The sequence below is a fragment of the Kosakonia sp. CFBP8986 genome, assembly GCF_034044935.1.
Lineage (GTDB): Bacteria > Pseudomonadota > Gammaproteobacteria > Enterobacterales > Enterobacteriaceae > Kosakonia > Kosakonia cowanii.
Window position 1 is genome coordinate 224420 of the sequence record NZ_JAXCXB010000003.1, and the last position, 18217, is coordinate 242636.

The window sequence follows — 18217 nt, forward strand, 5'->3', positions numbered from 1 at the left end:
TGCTTACTTGCGTAAATCGATGCTGTAGAGCGCGAAACCGATCTCGTCGTTGCCGACTTTCTGCATCGGATACTGCGCTTTCTCTTTGATAAATGCCGCCGCTTTCTCCGATGGCGCAGTTTCAAAGCGAATATCCAGCTTGTGGCTGCTGCTGATCGGTGCCAGACGCCAGTTGTTGTCCGCCGCCGGGTGGATTTCCCCTGCGCGCTGCGTCTCATCGCTGATCCACTTCGCCAGCACCGCGCGGTTCTCATCCGGCGAGGCAAAGGCGATATGGCTGTCGCCGGTACCGGCAAACTTGCCGCCGTAAGCACGGTAGTTATTGGTGGCAACGAGGAAGACTGCATTCGGATCGATAGGCTTGCCGTCAAAGGTCAGGTTCTTAATGCGCTCCGCCTTTGGATTGATGCTCTGGCACTCGCCGTCATAACGCGCTGGCTGGGTGACATCAATCTGGTACTTCACGCCGTCGATAACGTCGAAGTTATAGGTGCGGAACCCGTCCCAGTTGATTAAGTTCTGCGGCTTGTCGCTGTTGGGATCGATCTGGTTGAACTGCCCGGCGGAGCACTCCAGCCACTCTTTCACCTCTTTGCCGGTCGCTTTCACCACCACCAGCGTATTGGGGTAGAGGTAGAGATCGGCGGCGTTACGGAAGGTGAGCTGCCCCTTTTCCACTTCAACAAAGCTGGCCGGATCGTTTTTACGCCCGCCCGCTTTAAACGGCGCGGCGGCAGAGAGCACCGGCAGCTTTGCCAGATCCGGATCGCCCTGAATAAAGTGCTCGACATAGGCTTTCTGCGCGTTGTTCAGCACCTGCACGGTCGGGTCGTCCTGCACCAGCGACAGGTAGCTGTACATGTTGTCCGCCGATTTGCCAATCGGTTTACCGACGAACTCGCGGGTAGCATCGTGATCGTGCTTGAGGATCTGCACCAGCTTCGCATCTTCGCCGACCAGCGCTTTCTTGGCAGCGGCGTCATAAATCGGCCGCGCTTCGGCTTTCGCGTCGCTCACTTGCCACTTACCGGCATCGTTATTCAGCACCAGATCGACCACACCGAGGTGATCGCCCCACATGCCCGGCATCACCGCCGGAATACCGTTCAGCGTCCCTTTGCTGATATCCGCGCCTTTAATGGCGGCAAACTCCTTGCTCGGGAAGACCGCATGCGCGTGACCAAACAGGATCGCATCGACGCCCGGCACCTGGCTGAGGTAGTAAACGGAGTTCTCCGCCATTGCCTGGTAAGGCTCCGCCGAGAGGCCGGAGTGAGCAACGACGACCACCAGATCGGCGCCTTTCACGCGCATCTCCGGCACATAGTGGCGAGCGGTTTCCGTGATGTCGTTCACCGTCACTTTGCCGCTCAGGTTGGCTTTGTCCCACACCATAATTTGTGGCGGCACGAAGCCGATATAACCGATACGCAGGGTGTGCGTTTTACCCTCTTTATCCACCACCGGCGTCTCTTTGATCAGATAAGGAGTGAAGAGCGGCTTGTTAGTTTTGGCATCGATGATATTGGCGTTCACATAGGGGAATTTCGCCCCGGCCAGCGCCATATGCAGGTAATCCAGCCCGTAGTTAAATTCGTGGTTACCGAGGTTGCCGACCGCGTAATCGAGGGTGTTCAGCGCTTTGTAGACCGGGTGAATATCACCTTTTTTCAGCCCCTTCGCCGCCATATAGTCGCCCAGCGGGCTGCCCTGGATTAAGTCGCCGTTATCGACCAGCACACTGTTTTTTGCTTCACCGCGCGCGGCATTAATCAGGCTGGCGGTGCGCACCAGGCCAAATTTTTCCGTTGCCGAATCTTTGTAGTAGTCAAAATCCATCATATTGCTATGCAAATCAGTGGTTTCCATAATACGTAAATCCACCGTTGCCGCTTGCGCGCTGGCCGCAATCAGCGTGGCCAAAAGCGTTGCACTAAACTTAATCATCAGAGGCGTCCTTTTCGATCTAAGCCACAAAAGAAATTGTTATATACAGTGTGTTGCTTACAGAATTGTGAATAGTGCCATAAAAGTGAGCAATGAAACTGCAATCCCTCTCACAGTTGGCAGATCGCGGCGCAATGCGATATAAGTAAAACAATGAGTTACACACCACTGCACAGAGAGAGGTGGATATGTTAGATGCAATTTGTCAGCTCGCGCGCGACGCGGGCGATGCCATTATGCAGGTGTATGACGGCCATCAGCCGATGGATGTGACCAGTAAAGTGGATGACTCGCCGGTGACGGCGGCAGATATCGCCGCGCACCATGTGATTGTGCGCGGGTTACAGGCGTTAGCGCCGGATATTCCGATCCTGTCTGAAGAAGATCCCCCGGCGTGGGAGACGCGCCAGAATTGGCAGCGTTTCTGGCTGGTGGACCCGCTCGACGGCACCAAAGAGTTTATCAAGCGTAACGGTGAGTTTACCGTCAATATCGCGCTGATTGAGCAGGGCAAACCGGTGCTGGGCGTGGTCTATGCCCCGGTGCTTGATGTGATGTATGCCGCCGCAGAGGGCAGCGCATGGAAAGAGGAGGGCGGTCATCGCCAGCCGATTCAGGTGCGTGATGCGCGACCGCCGCTGGTGGTTATCAGCCGCTCGCACTCGAACGATCCGGAGCTGGAGGAGTATCTGCACCAGTTGGGCGAGCATCAAACCACGGCGATTGGTTCATCGCTGAAGTTCTGCCTGGTGGCGGAAGGGAAAGCGCAGCTCTATCCGCGCTTTGGGCCGACCAGCGTCTGGGATACGGCGGCCGGCCACGCGGTGGCGGTAGCGGCCGGGGCGCACGTTCATGACTGGAAGGGACTGACGCTGGATTACACCCCACGCGAGTCGTTCCTCAACCCCGGTTTTCGCGTCTCTATTTACTGAGCAGTTTATGCAGCAGGGCAACCACCTGCTGCACCTCTTGCTGGCTCAGGCTGCCATCTTTTGCAAACTCGACGCGACCCTCTTTATCGAGCACCACAATCGCGGAGCCTTTCTCTTCCAGCTGCCAGGCTTTACGTACGGAACCTTCGCTGTCGACAATAAATTGTGACCATGGATAGAGCTTCTTATTGCTCTCAAGGCTGCTGCGCACAAACATCGCGCTGCCCGGAATGGCGTCGTCGGTGTTCACAATGGTGGTGGTCTGGTATCTGTCGTGCGGCAGGTTGGCGCTTTTGATCGCCTCAATCAGCGCGGCATTCTTCTCTTTTGCCGAGGTGCGACCGGCAATATGCATCACCACGCGCACTTTTCCAGCCAGTTGCGCGCTATTCCAGTTTTTATAGCTAAACTTGTCGTTATTCAGCAGCAACTCCCCGCGATCGGCAACGCCCACAGGCGGCACGCGCTGGTTGGTTTCAAAGTTATGCGCTGAAGCGACCAGCGGCAGTAACAAGCATGTCGCTGCCAGAATGTTACGTAGGGTCATGGTGTCTCCATCTCTCATGTTTATATGCAGGTGATCCGACCACTCGGTACGGCAGTTTAATCATATGTGCGATCAATACGCTTTTCCCGCAATTGGGGTGCCAGTTTGCGGGTTAACGCACATATCGGTTAAAAAACGTAGGCTTATACTGCGAAGTTTCAGGGTTTGAAAAGAAAATTCTGATTAATTGTCATCAAAAGGTAAATAAACCCATTCAGACTATGTATCGCTCATGTTGTGGACTATAGTCACTGGGCATCAAAATTTGCGCTCATCAACGTCGGACCAAATGTGGCACCGCAAGGGCGTAATGTGTTTTACAGGAGAGATAGAAGAATGAAAATTTTCCAGCGTTACAACCCACTTCAGGTGGCTAAGTACGTCAAGATCCTGTTCCGTGGACGGTTGTATATCAAGGACGTTGGCGCTTTCGAGTTTGATAAGGGCAAAATCCTTCTGCCGAAAGTGAAAGACAAACAGCACTTTTCTGTTATGTCTGAAGTTAACCGCCAGGTTCTGCGCCTGCAGACCGAAATGGCTTAATCTGTTGTGCTATGCAGTAATAAAGTCCTATAAAAAACGGCCCCAATGGGGCCGTTGATGTTTCCGTTTCCGGCATTACGCCGCGCCTTTATCTTCCATATCCGGTAGTTTCGGCGTCAGCACCGTGGTGCGCGCATCAATACGCGTCACCAGCAGCTGATCGATACGGTAGTTATCAATATCCACCACTTCAAACTTGTAGCCGGAGAACTTCACCGCATCGGTGCGTTTCGGGATTTTACGCAGCATAAACATCATAAAACCGCCGATGGTTTCATAGTTGCCGGACTGCGGGAACTCATCGATATCCAGCACGCGCATCACGTCATCAATCGGCGTACCGCCGTCAATCAGCCATGAGTTTTCATCACGGGCGACGATCATCTCTTCCACCTGGCCGACCAGATCGCCCATCAGCGTGGTCATTACGTCGTTCAGGGTAATCACCCCCACCACCAGCGCATATTCGTTCATGATCACCGCGAAATCTTCACCCGCAGTTTTGAAACTTTCCAGCGCTTCAGAGAGCGTCAACGTGTCCGGCACAATCAGCGTCGTGCGGATCTGCACGCCGCTGTTCAGGGCCATACTCTGGTTTGCCAGTACGCGGTTAAGCAGATCTTTCGAATCGACATAACCAACGATATGGTCGATATCACCGTTACAGACCAGAAACTTCGAGTGCGGATGCTCAGATACCTTGTTTTTCAGGCTCTGCTCATCTTCATGCAGATCGAACCAAATCACGTTTTCACGCGAAGTCATCGACGAGGGAACGGTGCGCGACTCCAGCTCAAACACGTTCTCAATCAGTTCATGCTCCTGCTTACGCAGCACCCCGGCTAACGCACCGGCTTCCACCACGGCGTAGATATCGTCAGAGGTGATGTCATCTTTGCGCACCATCGGCAGTTTGAAGATGCGGAAAATGACGTTCGCCATGCCGTTAAAGAACCAGACCAGCGGGCGGAAAACGAAGAGACAGAAGCGCATCGGGTTGATGATGCGCAAAGCCACAACTTCAGGCGCAATCATACCGATGCGTTTCGGCGTCAAATCAGCAAACAGGATGAAGAGACTCGTTACCAGCGTGAACGAGATGATAAAGCTCAGCTGATCGGCAAGCTGTGGTGAAACGACATTGAGCAGCAGATTGTAAAACGCGGGGGAGAAGGCGGCGTCACCGACGATACCACCCAAAATGGCGACGGCGTTCAGGCCGATCTGCACTACGGTGAAGAAGGTGCCGGGATTTTCCTGCATCTTCAGGATGCGTTGGGCGTTGATGTTGCCATCATCGGCAAGCAGTTTAAGTTTGATTTTTCGCGATGCGGCAAGCGAGATCTCAGATAACGAGAAAAACGCGCTCACCGCGATCAGACAGAGTATGACTAAGATACTGTTTAACATAATTTATCCAGCTGTTAACCGGATCCTCGGAAGGTTTTTTTGGAATATCCATGTGGTAAACACAATGAATGCCGGCCCGAAGCGGTGGACCGGCAATTGCGCCGTTAGTATAGCGTAAGCGTGTTACAGCCTGCCAGCGGCTAATTTCGCCACTTTTTGTCGCCTATTCCCCCCTTTATTTAGGGGTTAAGCTGCGGCGGCAAGCACACGCCGATACCACCGATCCCGCAATAGCCCTGCGGATTTTTATAGAGATATTGCTGGTGCTCATCTTCCGCGTAATAGAACGGTTTGGCGCTGGCGATCTCAGTGGTGACGGTGCGTGCGTCACCCGCTTCACGCATTGCGGCCTGGAAGCGCGCCAGGCTTTCGCGGGCGGCGGCGTCCTGCTCCGGGGTGAGCGGATAGATGGCGGAGCGGTATTGCGTGCCGCGATCGTTGCCCTGACGCATCCCCTGCGCCGGATCGTGGTTCTCCCAGAAAATCTGCAACAGCTGCTCGTAACTCACCACGTTCGGATCGTAAACCACGCGTACCGCTTCGGCATGCCCGGTCTGGCCGCTGCACACTTCGCGGTAGGTGGGGTTTGGCGTGTAGCCGCCGGTGTAGCCTGCGGCAGTGCTGTAGACTCCTTCGCGCTGCCAGAAGAGGCGTTCCACGCCCCAGAAGCAACCCATGGCGAAAATCGCCACCTCCATGCCCTCCGGCACATGTGTCATCGAGTGCTCGTTAACAGCGTGTAAACTGGCGACAGGCATCGGCGTCGGGCGTCCGGGCAGAGCATCAGACTGAGAAACAAGGTTATTTTTATCGAACAGGCTCACGGTAATACCTCCCGGCGAGTGTCATTGCGGTTAGGGTTGTGTTAAGGATGGTGTTTTAACACAATGTACGACCTAAATCAGACTAGATTTAAACATAAGAAATTTTGGGCTAGTCGTCCGTTTTTCAACCCGATAATGCGGGTTTTTATCAGCCTGGCTGCTGCTGTCGTGGCACAATCAGGCCCAGCGCGGAGCTGCGCTTACGTTTCCTTCCAGGAGTGGGAGCGAGGATATTCAGGAGAGAACGTGCCAAAGATCCGTCTTTTATGTTTTGCCGGTTTGTTGCTGGTGAGCGAAACGGCATTCGCCGCCAATGTGCGATTGCAACTTGAGGGGTTAACCGGGCAACTGCAGAAAAATGTGCGCGCCCAACTGTCGACTATCCAGAGTGATGAAGTGACGCCCGACCGCCGTTTCCAGGCGCGCGTTGATGATGCCATCCGCGAAGGGTTAAAAGCGTTAGGCTACTACGAGCCAACCATTGTTTTCGAACTGCGTCCACCGCCGGAGAAGGGGCGCCAGGTGCTGATCGCCCGCGTTACGGCGGGTGAGCCTGTGCGCATCGGCGGCAACAACGTGATCCTGCGCGGCGGCGCGCGTACCGACAGCGACTACCTTTCGCTGCTGAAAAAGCGCCCGGCCATCGGCACGGTGTTAAACCACCACGACTACGACAGCTTTAAAAAATCCCTGACCAGCGTCGCGCTGCGCAAAGGCTACTTCGACAGCCAGTTCAACAAAAGCCAGCTGGGCATTGCGCTGGATCGCCGCCAGGCGTTCTGGGATATCGATTATGACAGCGGTCAGCGTTACCGCTTCGGCGATGTCACCTTCCAGGGCTCGCAAATTCGCGACGAGTATCTGCAAAACCTCATCCCTTTCCACGAGGGGGACTATTACCAGACCCAGGATCTGGCGGAGCTTAACCGCCGCCTCTCCGCCACCGGCTGGTTTAACTCGGTGATTGTCGCGCCGGAGTTCGATAAAGCGCGTAAGACCAAAGTGCTGCCGCTGAGAGGCGTGGTTTCGCCGCGCACGGAAAACACCATTGAGACCGGCGTCGGTTACTCCACCGATGTCGGGCCGCGCGTCAAAGCGACGTGGAAAAAACCGTGGGTCAACTCCTACGGCCACAGCTTTACCACCAGCATGAGCGTCTCGGCGCCGGAGCAGCAGCTCGATTTCAGCTACAAGATGCCGCTGCTGAAAAATCCGCTGGAGCAGTACTACCTGGTGCAGGGCGGGTTCAAGCGTACCGATCTTAACGATACGGAAGCGGACTCAACGACGCTCGCGCTGTCGCGCTACTGGGATCTCTCCAGCGGCTGGCAGCGGGCGATCAACCTGCGCTGGAGCCTCGATCACTTTACCCAGGCCAACGTCACCAACACCACCATGCTGCTCTATCCGGGCGTGATGATTAGCCGTACCCGCTCGCGCGGCGGCCTGATGCCAACCTGGGGCGACTCCCAGCGCTACTCGGTCGATTACTCCAACACCGCCTGGGGATCGGATGTCGACTTCCTCGTCTTGCAGGCGCAAAACGTCTGGATTCGTACGCTCTACGATCGCCACCGCTTTATCGCGCGCGGCAACCTCGGCTGGATCGAAACCGGTGATTTCCAGCGCGTGCCGCCGGATCTGCGCTTCTTCGCCGGGGGCGATCGCAGCATTCGTGGTTATAAATACAAATCGATCTCCCCGGAGAACGAACGCGGCAAACTGATCGGCGCCTCAAAACTGGCGACCGGCTCGCTGGAGTATCAGTACAACGTCACCGGCAAATGGTGGGGCGCGGTGTTTGTCGACAGCGGCGAAGCGGTGAGCGATATCCGCCGCAGTAACTTTAAAACCGGCACCGGCGTCGGCGTGCGCTGGCAGTCGCCGGTCGGGCCGATCAAGCTCGATTTCGCGGTACCGGTCGGCGATAAAGAGGAGCACGGGTTGCAGTTTTACATCGGGTTGGGGCCAGAATTATGAGTTTATGGAAGAAGATCAGCCTCGGCGTGGTGGCGTTTCTTGTGTTACTGCTGGGCACGGCGATCTTTCTGGTCGGCACCACCAGCGGCCTGCATCTGCTGTTTAAGGCGGCGAACCGCTGGGTGCCGGGGCTGGAGATCGGTCAGGTCACCGGCGGCTGGCGCGATCTGTCGCTGAAAAATATCCGCTATACCCAGCCGGGCGTGGCGGTCGACGCGGGGCAGATCCACTTTGCGCTTAACCTCGGCTGCCTGCGCAACAGCAGTGTTTGCGTTAACGATCTGTCACTGAAAGATATCAACGTGGCGATCGACACCAAAAAGATGCCGCCTGCGCAGAAGGTGGAAGAGGAAGATAGCGGGCCGCTGAACCTCTCCACGCCTTATCCGATTACGCTGAGCCGGGTGGCGCTGGAAAACATCAATATCAAAATTGATGACACCACCGTCTCGCTGATGGATTTTAGCTCCGGCCTGAACTGGCAGGAGAAAAACCTGACCCTGAAACCGACCTCGCTGCAGGGCTTGCTGATTGCGCTGCCGAAAGCGGCCGATGTGGCGCAGGAAGAGGTTCTCGATCCGAAGGTTCACAACCCCAAACCGGAAGAGAAACCGCTGGGCGAAACGCTGAAAGCGTTGTTTGAGAAGCCGCTGCTGCCGGAGATGCAGGATGTGCATCTGCCGCTCAACCTCAATATTGAAGCGTTTCGCGGTGAGCAGCTGCGCCTGACCGGCGATACCGATATCCTCGTGCGCAGCCTGCTGCTGAAAGTGAGCAGCATTGACGGGCAGATGAAGCTCGACGCCTTCGATATCGACTCGAATCAGGGCCAGGTCAACGCCACCGGCACCGCGCAGCTGCGCGACAGCTGGCCGGTCGATATCACGCTCAACTCGACGCTGAATGTCGATCCGCTGAAAGGCGAGAAGGTGAAGCTGAAAGTGGGCGGCGAAATGCGCAAGCAGCTGGAGCTTGGCGTAAACCTCTCTGGCCCGGTGGATATGGTGCTGCGGGCGCAGACGCGGCTGGCAGAAGCGGGGTTACCGCTCAATCTTGATATCACCAGCCAGCAGCTCTACTGGCCCTTTACCGGCGAGAAGCAGTACCAGGCCGATAACCTGAAGCTGAAGCTCAGCGGCAAAATGACCGACTACGCGCTCTCGTTCCGTACGGCGGTAAAAGGGCAGCAGGTTCCGCCAGCTACCATCACGCTGGACGGTAAAGGCAACGAGCAGCAGATCAGCATCGATAAGCTCTCTATTGCTGCGCTGCAGGGCACCACCGAACTGAAAGCGCTGCTCGACTGGCAGCAGGCGATCAGCTGGCGCGGCGAGCTGACGCTGAACGGCATTGATACGGCAAAAGCCTTCCCCGAGTGGCCTGCGAAGCTCAATGGCCTGGTGAAAACCCGCGGCAGCCTTTACGGCGGCAGCTGGCAGATGGATGTACCGGAGCTGAAGCTTAACGGCAACGTTAAGCAGAACCGGGTCAAGGTCGACGGGCAGCTTAAAGGCAACAGCTATTTGCAATGGGTGATCCCCGGCCTGCACCTTGAGCTGGGCAAAAACAGTGCTGATATCAAAGGCGAGCTGGGGGTAAAAGATCTCAACCTTGACGCCACTATCGATGCGCCAGGCCTCGATAACGCGCTGCCGGGTCTTGGCGGCACGGCGAAAGGGGTGGTGAAAGTGCGCGGCACCGTCGATGCGCCGCAGGCGCTGGCGGACATTACTGCCAACAATCTGCGCTGGCAGGAGCTCTCCATCGCCCGCGTGCGCGTGGAAGGGGATGTGAAATCCAGCGATCAGATTGGCGGCAAGCTGAACGTGCGCGTTGAGCGTATCGCCCAGCCTGGCGTCAACATCAGCCTGGTGACGCTGGCCGCCGACGGCAATGAGAAGCAGCATAAATTGCAGCTGCGCGTGCAGGGCGAACCGGTCTCCGGTCAGCTGGCGCTGGCAGGCAGCTTCGACCGCCAGCAGCAGCGATGGAAAGGGACGCTCAGCGACACGCGTTTCGCCACGCCGGTGGGGCCATGGTCGCTGACGCGCCCGATTGCGCTCGATTACCGCAACCAGGAGCAGAAGATCGCCATTGGCCCGCACTGCTGGCTCAACCCGAATGCCGAGCTGTGCGTGCCGCAAACCATTGATGCCGGTGCGGCAGGGCGCGCGGTGGTCAATCTCAATCGTTTCGACCTTGCGATGCTGAAACCGTTTATGCCGGAAGCGACGCAGGCGAGCGGTGTCTTTAGCGGCAAAGCGGATGTCAGCTGGGACAGCACCAAACCAGGTCTGCCACAGGGGCAGGTGACGCTTGCTGGTCGTGGGGTGAAAGTGACGCAGGAGGTCAACGGTGCGCCATTGCCGGTCGCCTTCGACACGCTGAACCTGAATGCGAAGCTGCAAAACGATCGCGCCGATCTCGGCTGGCTGATGCGGCTGACCAATAATGGCCAGTTCGACGGCCAGATCCAGGTCACCGATCCACAAGGTCGACGCAATCTCGGCGGGACGGTGAACATTCGCAACTTCTCGCTGGCGATGGCGAATGCCATCTTTAGCCGCGGCGAGAAAGCGGCGGGGACGCTCAATGCCAACCTGCGCCTTGGCGGCAACGCTCAAAGCCCGCAGCTGTTTGGTCAGCTTGGGCTGAATGCGCTGGATGTTGAGGGCAACTTTATGCCGTTCGACATGCAGCCGAGCCAGCTGGCAATGAACTTCAACGGAACCACTTCCACGCTGCAAGGCGTGGTGCGCACTAGCCAGGGGCAGATTAACCTCAGCGGCGATGCGGACTGGAGCCAGATCGACAACTGGCGCGCGCGTATTGCGGCGAAAGGCAGCAAGGTGCGCATCACCGTGCCGCCGATGGTGCGCCTCGATGTCTCGCCGGATGTGGTGTTTGAAGCGACGCCGAGCCTGTTTACCCTCGACGGCGATGTTGATGTGCCGTGGGCGCGCATTGTGGTGCATGATGTGCCGGAGAGCGCCGTCGGCGTCTCCAGCGATGAAGTGATGCTCAACGACCAGCTGCAACCGGAAGAGGAGCAGCGGGCGTCGATCCCGATCAACAGCAATGTGACGGTGCATGTCGGCAACAACGTGCGGCTCTCGGCCTTCGGGCTGAAAGCGCGGCTGACGGGCGATCTGAAAGTGGCGCAGGATAAGCAGGGCCTTGGGCTGAACGGGCAGATCAATATTCCGGAAGGGCGCTTCCGCGCATACGGGCAGGATCTGATTGTGCGTAAAGGTGAGCTGCTCTTCTCCGGCCCGCCGGATCAGCCGCTGCTTAACCTCGAAGCGATCCGTAACCCGGAAGCCACGGAGAACGATGTGATTGCTGGGGTGCGCGTGACCGGCTCTGCGGATGAACCGAAAGCGGAGATCTTCTCCGACCCGGCGATGTCACAGCAGGAAGCGTTGTCCTACCTGCTGCGCGGGCAGGGGCTGGAGAGCGAACAGAGCGATAGTGCGGCAATGACGTCGATGTTAATTGGTCTTGGGGTTGCGCAAAGTGGGCAGGTTGTGGGTAAAATCGGCGAGACCTTTGGCGTCAGCAACCTGGCGCTGGACACACAGGGCGTCGGCGACTCCTCACAAGTGGTGGTCAGCGGCTATGTGCTGCCGGGTCTACAAGTAAAATATGGTGTAGGAATTTTTGACTCACTGGCGACTCTCACGTTACGTTATCGCCTGATGCCTAAGCTGTATCTTGAAGCGGTGTCTGGCGTAGATCAGGCACTTGATTTGCTCTATCAGTTTGAGTTTTAGCAATGCGAATATTTGTCTACGGCAGTTTACGACGCAAGCAGGGCAACAGCCACTGGATGACCAACGCTCAGTGGCTGGGCGACTTCAGCGTTGAAAATCATCAGCTGTACAGCCTGGGGCACTACCCAGGCGCGGTGCCGGGCAACGGCAGCGTGCTGGGTGAAGTCTATCGCATCGACGCCTCAACGCTCGGTGAGCTGGACGCCCTGCGTACCGCAGGCGGCGAGTATAAACGGCAGTTGATCCAGACGCCGTATGGTGGCGCATGGATGTACGTCTACCAGCGTTCTGTTGAGGGGAAAACCTTGATTGAAAGCGGCGACTGGCTTGACCGCGACCATTATCAAAAGTAGTAATCAGTCACAGAGAACCGCGCCAATGGCGCGGTTTTTTTTTGCGCCGCGCATTTTTGCCGGATGGCGCTGCGCTTATCCGGCCTACGTTTAACCGCAACCACTGTTATCTCGCATGCCAAAGGCGCACGTCGTAGGCCGGATAAGGCACGGCAAAGCAGGCCAGCGCCGAAAGCTGGACGTGCGCACGTCGTAGGCCGGATAAGGCATCGCCGCCATCCGGCAAAGCAGGCCAGCGCCGAAAGCCGGAGGGCTAACCCGCCATCCGGCAACCCCAATCTGCACAAATAAAAAAAGCCCTGTGCGCATACTGCGCGACAGGGCTTCTCTTACGAAAACGGCTTACTTCTTGGCAGCGCGCTCGAAGGAGGCAACGATTTCAGCTTTCGCCGCTTCAGCGTTGTCCCAACCGTCCACTTTCACCCATTTACCTTTTTCGAGATCTTTGTAGTGCTCGAAGAAGTGAGTGATCTGCGCTTTCAGCAGTTCCGGCAGGTCGTTCACATCTTTAATGTGATCGTACTCTTTGCTCAGCTTGGTGTGCGGAACCGCAACCAGCTTGGCATCTTCGCCAGATTCGTCGGTCATTTTCAGCACGCCAACCGGACGGCAGCGGATCACAGAGCCTGGCTCCAGCGGGTACGGCGTCGGGACCAGCACGTCTACCGGGTCACCATCCAGAGAGAGGGTGTGGTTGATGTAACCGTAGTTGCACGGATAGAACATCGCGGTGGACATGAAGCGGTCAACGAACAGCGCGCCGCTCTCTTTGTCGACTTCGTATTTGATCGGGTCAGCGTTAGCCGGAATTTCGATAACAACATAGATATCTTCTGGCAGATCTTTACCCGCCGGGACGTTGAGTAAGCTCATGTTTGTTTCCTTTAAAATGTGTGGCAAACAAGTGCCGGGTATTATAGCCAACTGGCGGTGAATGTCTTGGGCTGTTTTACTCGCCAGCGACTTTTCAGAGCCTTTACCGGCGCCATTTAATGACAACTTTGTCCATATCCATAGCAGCATACTGAATAATTTTGTGTAAGCGGTTACAGCGTAAAAATGCGTTTTTGCTGCGCCAGTAAATTTCTGCAATTTCAAGGGAGATTCCTGCTGTGTTTCGCCTCCCCTTTTCGCGCGCCAGATCGCAACTGATAACTAACAATTCATTCACTTTTCCGATTTGTGATGTAACTCATTTTGTTACATCTCCGATTGTCTATAGTTTCCCCGCAGGCGAAGTAGTAGCCAACAATAACCCTACGAGGATGCTCTTATGTGGAAGCGTTTACTTCTTGTCACAGCAGTTTCGGCAGCTATGTCGTCTATGGCGATGGCTGCGTCGTTAACCGTGGGATTTTCACAGGTCGGTTCGGAGTCCGGCTGGCGTGCCGCTGAAACCAACGTCGCGAAAAGCGAAGCCAGCAAACGCGGCATTACGCTGAAGATTGCTGACGGTCAGCAAAAGCAGGAGAACCAGCTTAAAGCGGTGCGCTCCTTTATCGCGCAGGGCGTTGACGCCATATTTATCGCCCCGGTAGTTGCCACAGGCTGGGAGCCGGTGCTGAAAGAAGCGAAAGAGGCGAAGATCCCGGTCTTCCTGCTCGACCGCTCCATTGATGTGAAAGACAAATCGCTCTATATGACTACCGTCACCGCTGACAACGTCCTCGAAGGGAAGCTGATTGGTGAATGGCTGGTGAAAACCGTCGCAGGCAAACCGTGTAACGTGGTTGAGCTGCAGGGCACCGTTGGCGCAAGCGTCGCCATCGACCGTAAGAAAGGGTTCGCAGAAGCGATCTCTAAAGCCTCTAACATCAAAATTATCCGCTCTCAGTCCGGCGACTTTACCCGCAGTAAAGGTAAAGAGGTGATGGAGAGCTTTATCAAAGCCGAGAACAACGGCAAAAACATCTGCATGGTTTACGCCCATAACGACGACATGGCGATTGGTGCCATTCAGGCCATTAAAGAAGCGGGCCTGAAACCGGGCAAAGATATCCTCACCGGCTCTATCGACGGCGTACCGGATATCTATAAAGCGATGATCGATGGCGAAGCCAATGCCAGCGTCGAGCTGACGCCGAACATGGCAGGCCCGGCATTCGACGCGCTGGAGAAATTCAAAAAGGATGGCACCGAGCCGCCGAAGTTGACCATTACCAAATCCACCCTCTATCTGCCGGATACGGCGAAAGAGGAGCTGGAGAAGAAGAAAAACATGGGTTACTGAGTCCTGTCGTCCCTCTCCCCGCCGGGGAGAGGGCATCTGTGTAAGGGGTCAACAATGAACGCGGAAGCACACCAGGAAATCCTGCGTACCGAAGGCTTAAGTAAATTCTTTCCCGGCGTAAAAGCGCTCGATAACGTGGATTTCTCGCTGCGACGCGGTGAAATCATGGCCCTGCTCGGTGAGAACGGCGCGGGAAAATCGACGCTTATCAAAGCGCTGACCGGGGTTTACCACGCGGATAAGGGCACCATCTGGCTTGAAGGCCAGGCCATCAATCCCAAAAATACCGCCCATGCCCAACAACTGGGGATTGGCACCGTTTATCAGGAAGTGAACCTGCTACCGAATATGTCGGTGGCGGATAACCTCTTTATTGGCCGCGAGCCGCGCCGCTTCGGCCTGTTGCGCCGCAAAGAGATGGAGCAGCGCGCCAGCGAGCTGATGCAATCTTACGGCTTCTCGCTCGACGTGCGCGAGCCGCTTAACCGCTTCTCCGTGGCGATGCAGCAGATTGTTGCCATCTGCCGCGCTATCGATCTCTCGGCAAAAGTGCTGATCCTCGATGAGCCAACCGCCAGTCTTGATACCCAGGAAGTGGAGATGCTCTTCACCCTGATGCGCCAGTTGCGCGATCAGGGCGTCAGCCTCATCTTCGTGACCCACTTTCTCGACCAGGTTTACACCGTTTGCGACCGCATCACCGTGCTGCGCAACGGCAGCTTTGTCGGCTGTCGCGAAACGCGCGAGCTGCCGCAAATTGAGCTGGTGAAGATGATGCTGGGCCGCGAGCTGGAGAGTAACGCCCTGCAACGCGCCGGGCGCACGCTGCTCAGCAACAAGCCGGTGGCCGCCTTTAACAACTACGGCAAGAAAGGGGTTATCGCCCCGTTCGACCTTGAGGTTCGCCCCGGTGAGATCGTCGGTCTTGCCGGGCTGCTAGGCTCCGGGCGTACCGAAACGGCAGAGGTGATCTTCGGCATTAAGCCCGCCGACAGCGGCAGCGCGATGATCAAAGGTCAGCCGCAAACCCTGCGCTCGCCCCATCGCGCCTCCTGTCTTGGGATCGGTTTCTGCCCGGAAGATCGCAAAACAGACGGCATTATTGCCGCCGCTTCGGTACGCGAGAATATCGTGCTGGCGCTACAGGCCCAGCGCGGCTGGCTGCGTCCAATCCCGCGTAAAGAGCAGAACGCGATTGCCGAGCGCTTTATCCGCCAGCTGGGTATTCGCACGCCGAGCGCCGAGCAGCCGATTGAGTTTCTCTCCGGCGGCAATCAGCAAAAAGTGCTGCTCTCGCGCTGGTTGCTGACGCGCCCGCAGTTCCTGATCCTCGATGAACCCACGCGCGGGATTGATGTTGGCGCGCATGCTGAAATCATCCGCCTGATCGAGACCCTCTGCGCCGACGGGCTGGCGCTGCTGGTGATCTCTTCTGAGCTGGAGGAGCTGGTGGGCTATGCGGATCGGGTGATCATCATGCGCGATCGCAAGCAGGTCGCCGAGATCCCGCTCGCCGAGCTTTCCGTTCCGGCGATCATGAATGCCATTGCGGCGTAAGGAGTAGAGTGTGATGCCTCAATCACTGGGCCAACAGGCGCAGCCGAAGCGCCGTTTTAGCTGGCCGACCGGCACGCCGCAGATCTTAGCCCTGCTGCTGGTTTTACTGGTGGACAGCCTGGTCGCGCCCCATTTTTACCAGGTGGTGCTGCAGGATGGCCGCCTGTTTGGCAGCCCGATCGATATTCTTAACCGCGCAGCGCCGGTCGCGCTGCTGGCCATCGGCATGACGCTGGTGATTGCCACCGGCGGCATCGATCTCTCCGTCGGTGCGGTGATGGCGATTGCCGGCGCGACGGCGGCATCATTAACCGTCTCCGGCCATAGCCTGACGGTAGTGCTGCTGGCGGCGCTGGCCACCGGCGTGCTGGCCGGGCTGTGGAACGGCATTCTGGTGGCGATCCTCAAGATTCAGCCCTTTGTCGCCACGCTGATCCTGATGGTCGCCGGGCGCGGGGTGGCGCAGTTGATCACCTCCGGGCAGATCGTCACCTTTAATGCGCCGTCGCTGGCGTGGCTCGGCAGCGGCTCGCTGCTGCTCTTCCCGACGCCGGTGATCATTGCGCTGGTGACGTTACTCATCTTCTGGCTGTTTACCCGCAAAACGGCGCTGGGCATGTTTATCGAAGCGGTGGGGATTAATATCCGCGCGGCAAAAAACGCCGGGGTGAATACGCGGCTGGTGGTGATGCTGACCTACGTGCTGAGCGGCGTTTGCGCGGCCATCGCCGGGGTGATTGTCACCGCGGATATTCGCGGTGCGGATGCCAACAACGCCGGGCTGTGGCTGGAGCTGGACGCCATTCTGGCGGTGGTGATTGGCGGCGGCTCGCTGATGGGCGGGCGTTTCAACATTGTGCTGTCGGTGGTGGGGGCGCTGATTATTCAGGGCATGAACACCGGCATCCTGCTCTCCGGTTTTCAGCCGGAGCTTAACCAGGTAGTGAAAGCGGTGGTGGTGATGTGTGTGCTGATTGTCCAGTCGCCGCGCTTTATTGCGTTGCTTAAAGGAGTGCGCGGTCATGATAAAACGTAACCTGCCGTTGATGATCACGCTGGGCGTTTTCGTGCTCGGCTATCTCTACTGCCTGACGCAGTTTCCCGGCTTCGCCTCGACCCGCGTCATCTGTAATATTCTGACGGATAACGCCTTTCTCGGCATTATCGCCGTCGGCATGACCTTTGTGATCCTCTCCGGCGGTATCGATCTTTCCGTCGGCTCGGTGATTGCCTTCACCGGCGTCTTCCTGGCAAAAGCGATTGGTGCCTGGGGCATCTCGCCGCTGCTCGCCTTTCCGCTGATTTTGCTGATGGGCTGCGCTTTCGGTGCCTTCATGGGGCTTTTGATCGACGCGCTGAAAATCCCGGCCTTTATCATCACCCTCGCCGGGATGTTCTTCCTGCGCGGGGTTAGCTATCTGCTGTCGGAAGAGTCGATTCCCATTAACCACCCGATGTATGACACCCTCTCCAGCCTCGCCTGGACCATCCCCGGCGGCGGGAGGTTGAGCGCGATGGGGCTGCTGATGCTGATGGTGGTGGTGGTCGGTATTTTCCTTGCTCACCGCACCCGTTTTGGCAACGAAGTGTACGCCATTGGCGGTAACGCTACCTCGGCGAACCTGATGGGCATCTCGACGCGCAGCACCACCATTCGCATCTATATGCTCTCAACGGGGCTGGCAACGCTTGCCGGGATTGTCTTCTCCATCTACACCCAGGCGGGCTATGCGCTGGCGGGCGTGGGCGTCGAGCTGGATGCGATTGCCTCGGTGGTGATCGGCGGCACGCTGCTGAGCGGCGGCGTTGGCACGGTGCTTGGCACGCTGTTCGGCGTGGGTATCCAGGGGCTGATTCAGACCTATATCAACTTCGATGGCACGCTCAGTTCATGGTGGACGAAGATCGCCATCGGCATCCTGCTGTTTATCTTTATCGCCCTGCAACGCGGCCTGACGGTGCTGTGGGAGAGCCGGCAGAACTCGCCGGTGACGCGGGTAAGCCCAACGGCAACAAAGTAACAAGATATTGAAATTGCTATTTTTCTTCTAAAGGAATTCCGGTAGCGGTCGATAACTGTCGAATGGGCTTAATTTACGCCAAAAAGTTCTTCGCTACCGG

The 18217-nt window shown here is 57.0% G+C and carries 14 protein-coding genes; 9 read left to right on the forward strand and 5 right to left on the reverse strand.

The window, feature by feature from the left end; translation table 11 throughout:
* Positions 1–3: 3 nt before the first annotated feature.
* A complete protein-coding gene (locus SOM48_RS07835) occupies positions 4–1947 on the reverse strand; it encodes a bifunctional 2',3'-cyclic-nucleotide 2'-phosphodiesterase/3'-nucleotidase (protein WP_320511745.1) in 1944 nt (647 codons plus the stop codon).
* Positions 1948–2135: 188 nt separating this feature from the next.
* On the opposite strand from SOM48_RS07835, the gene cysQ reads away from it, so the two are divergent.
* Complete coding sequence (gene cysQ / locus SOM48_RS07840) at positions 2136–2879, forward strand: 3'(2'),5'-bisphosphate nucleotidase CysQ (RefSeq protein WP_139566754.1); 744 nt, start codon at positions 2136–2138, stop codon at positions 2877–2879.
* On the opposite strand, the gene SOM48_RS07845 is transcribed toward cysQ, so the two are convergent.
* Positions 2869–3426: a YtfJ family protein gene (locus SOM48_RS07845; protein ID WP_023478441.1), complete on the reverse strand. Its 558-nt coding sequence runs from the start codon at positions 3424–3426 to the stop codon at positions 2869–2871. The genes cysQ and SOM48_RS07845 overlap by 11 nt on opposite strands.
* A gap of 336 nt (positions 3427–3762) precedes the next feature.
* Here SOM48_RS07845 and SOM48_RS07850 point away from each other — a divergent pair, with 336 nt between their 5' ends.
* On the forward strand, positions 3763–3969 hold the full coding sequence (locus SOM48_RS07850; RefSeq protein WP_023478541.1) for a DUF1107 domain-containing protein: 207 nt from the start codon (positions 3763–3765) through the stop codon (positions 3967–3969).
* A gap of 75 nt (positions 3970–4044) precedes the next feature.
* Here the strand turns inward: SOM48_RS07850 and paeA are convergent, their stop codons facing one another.
* A complete protein-coding gene (gene paeA, locus SOM48_RS07855; protein ID WP_023478420.1) occupies positions 4045–5379 on the reverse strand; it encodes a polyamine export protein PaeA in 1335 nt (444 codons plus the stop codon).
* A 179-nt stretch (positions 5380–5558) separates the two neighbouring features.
* Positions 5559–6203 carry a peptide-methionine (S)-S-oxide reductase MsrA gene (msrA, locus tag SOM48_RS07860; protein ID WP_054803025.1) on the reverse strand — a complete coding sequence of 215 codons (645 nt, stop codon included), beginning with the start codon at positions 6201–6203 and terminating at the stop codon, positions 5559–5561.
* Between the two features lie 246 nt (positions 6204–6449).
* On the opposite strand from msrA, the gene tamA reads away from it, so the two are divergent.
* Genes tamA through SOM48_RS07875 form a run of 3 tightly spaced genes read left to right on the forward strand, consistent with a single transcriptional unit; the run spans position 6450 to position 12309 of the window.
* Positions 6450–8183 (forward strand): autotransporter assembly complex protein TamA, encoded by a 1734-nt coding sequence (gene tamA / locus SOM48_RS07865; RefSeq protein ID WP_023478416.1) that lies wholly within the window; start codon positions 6450–6452, stop codon positions 8181–8183.
* Complete coding sequence (gene tamB / locus SOM48_RS07870; RefSeq protein WP_288881507.1) at positions 8180–11956, forward strand: autotransporter assembly complex protein TamB; 3777 nt, start codon at positions 8180–8182, stop codon at positions 11954–11956. Before tamA ends, tamB begins: the two co-directional genes overlap by 4 nt.
* Before the next feature lie 2 nt (positions 11957–11958).
* The gene (locus SOM48_RS07875) at positions 11959–12309 is read left to right on the forward strand and encodes a gamma-glutamylcyclotransferase family protein (protein WP_023478402.1); all 351 of its coding nucleotides are present in this window, start codon (positions 11959–11961) and stop codon (positions 12307–12309) included.
* 342 nt (positions 12310–12651) lie between these two features.
* On the opposite strand, the gene ppa is transcribed toward SOM48_RS07875, so the two are convergent.
* Positions 12652–13182, reverse strand: coding sequence for an inorganic diphosphatase (gene ppa / locus SOM48_RS07880; RefSeq protein ID WP_023478348.1), 531 nt, complete (start codon positions 13180–13182; stop codon positions 12652–12654).
* 400 nt (positions 13183–13582) lie between these two features.
* Between ppa and ytfQ the strand changes: the two genes are divergently transcribed.
* The 4 genes from ytfQ to yjfF are packed head-to-tail and all read left to right on the forward strand — an operon-like array spanning position 13583 to position 18117.
* Complete coding sequence (gene ytfQ / locus SOM48_RS07885) at positions 13583–14539, forward strand: galactofuranose ABC transporter, galactofuranose-binding protein YtfQ (protein WP_023478471.1); 957 nt, start codon at positions 13583–13585, stop codon at positions 14537–14539.
* Positions 14540–14593: 54 nt separating this feature from the next.
* Positions 14594–16096, forward strand: coding sequence for a galactofuranose ABC transporter, ATP-binding protein YtfR (ytfR, locus tag SOM48_RS07890; protein ID WP_094419218.1), 1503 nt, complete (start codon positions 14594–14596; stop codon positions 16094–16096).
* A gap of 10 nt (positions 16097–16106) precedes the next feature.
* Positions 16107–17132, forward strand: a complete 1026-nt coding sequence (gene ytfT, locus SOM48_RS07895; protein ID WP_164896952.1) for a galactofuranose ABC transporter, ATP-binding protein YtfT — start codon at positions 16107–16109, stop codon at positions 17130–17132.
* Complete coding sequence (gene yjfF, locus SOM48_RS07900) at positions 17119–18117, forward strand: galactofuranose ABC transporter, permease protein YjfF (RefSeq protein ID WP_023478490.1); 999 nt, start codon at positions 17119–17121, stop codon at positions 18115–18117. Before ytfT ends, yjfF begins: the two co-directional genes overlap by 14 nt.
* Positions 18118–18217 lie beyond the last annotated feature (100 nt).

What these genes read in the sequence shown, in the direction of transcription:
- tamB (WP_288881507.1), top strand. Translation starts at nt 8,180, where the DNA reads ATGAGTTTATGGAAGAAGATCAGCCTCGGCGTGGTGGCGTTTCTTGTG.
- SOM48_RS07875 (WP_023478402.1), top strand. Translation starts at nt 11,959, where the DNA reads ATGCGAATATTTGTCTACGGCAGTTTACGACGCAAGCAGGGCAACAGC.
- SOM48_RS07845 (WP_023478441.1), bottom strand. Translation starts at nt 3,426, where the DNA reads ATGACCCTACGTAACATTCTGGCAGCGACATGCTTGTTACTGCCGCTG.
- yjfF (WP_023478490.1), top strand. Translation starts at nt 17,119, where the DNA reads ATGATAAAACGTAACCTGCCGTTGATGATCACGCTGGGCGTTTTCGTG.
- ytfR (WP_094419218.1), top strand. Translation starts at nt 14,594, where the DNA reads ATGAACGCGGAAGCACACCAGGAAATCCTGCGTACCGAAGGCTTAAGT.
- ytfQ (WP_023478471.1), top strand. Translation starts at nt 13,583, where the DNA reads ATGTGGAAGCGTTTACTTCTTGTCACAGCAGTTTCGGCAGCTATGTCG.
- paeA (WP_023478420.1), bottom strand. Translation starts at nt 5,379, where the DNA reads ATGTTAAACAGTATCTTAGTCATACTCTGTCTGATCGCGGTGAGCGCG.
- cysQ (WP_139566754.1), top strand. Translation starts at nt 2,136, where the DNA reads ATGTTAGATGCAATTTGTCAGCTCGCGCGCGACGCGGGCGATGCCATT.
- SOM48_RS07850 (WP_023478541.1), top strand. Translation starts at nt 3,763, where the DNA reads ATGAAAATTTTCCAGCGTTACAACCCACTTCAGGTGGCTAAGTACGTC.
- SOM48_RS07835 (WP_320511745.1), bottom strand. Translation starts at nt 1,947, where the DNA reads ATGATTAAGTTTAGTGCAACGCTTTTGGCCACGCTGATTGCGGCCAGC.
- ppa (WP_023478348.1), bottom strand. Translation starts at nt 13,182, where the DNA reads ATGAGCTTACTCAACGTCCCGGCGGGTAAAGATCTGCCAGAAGATATC.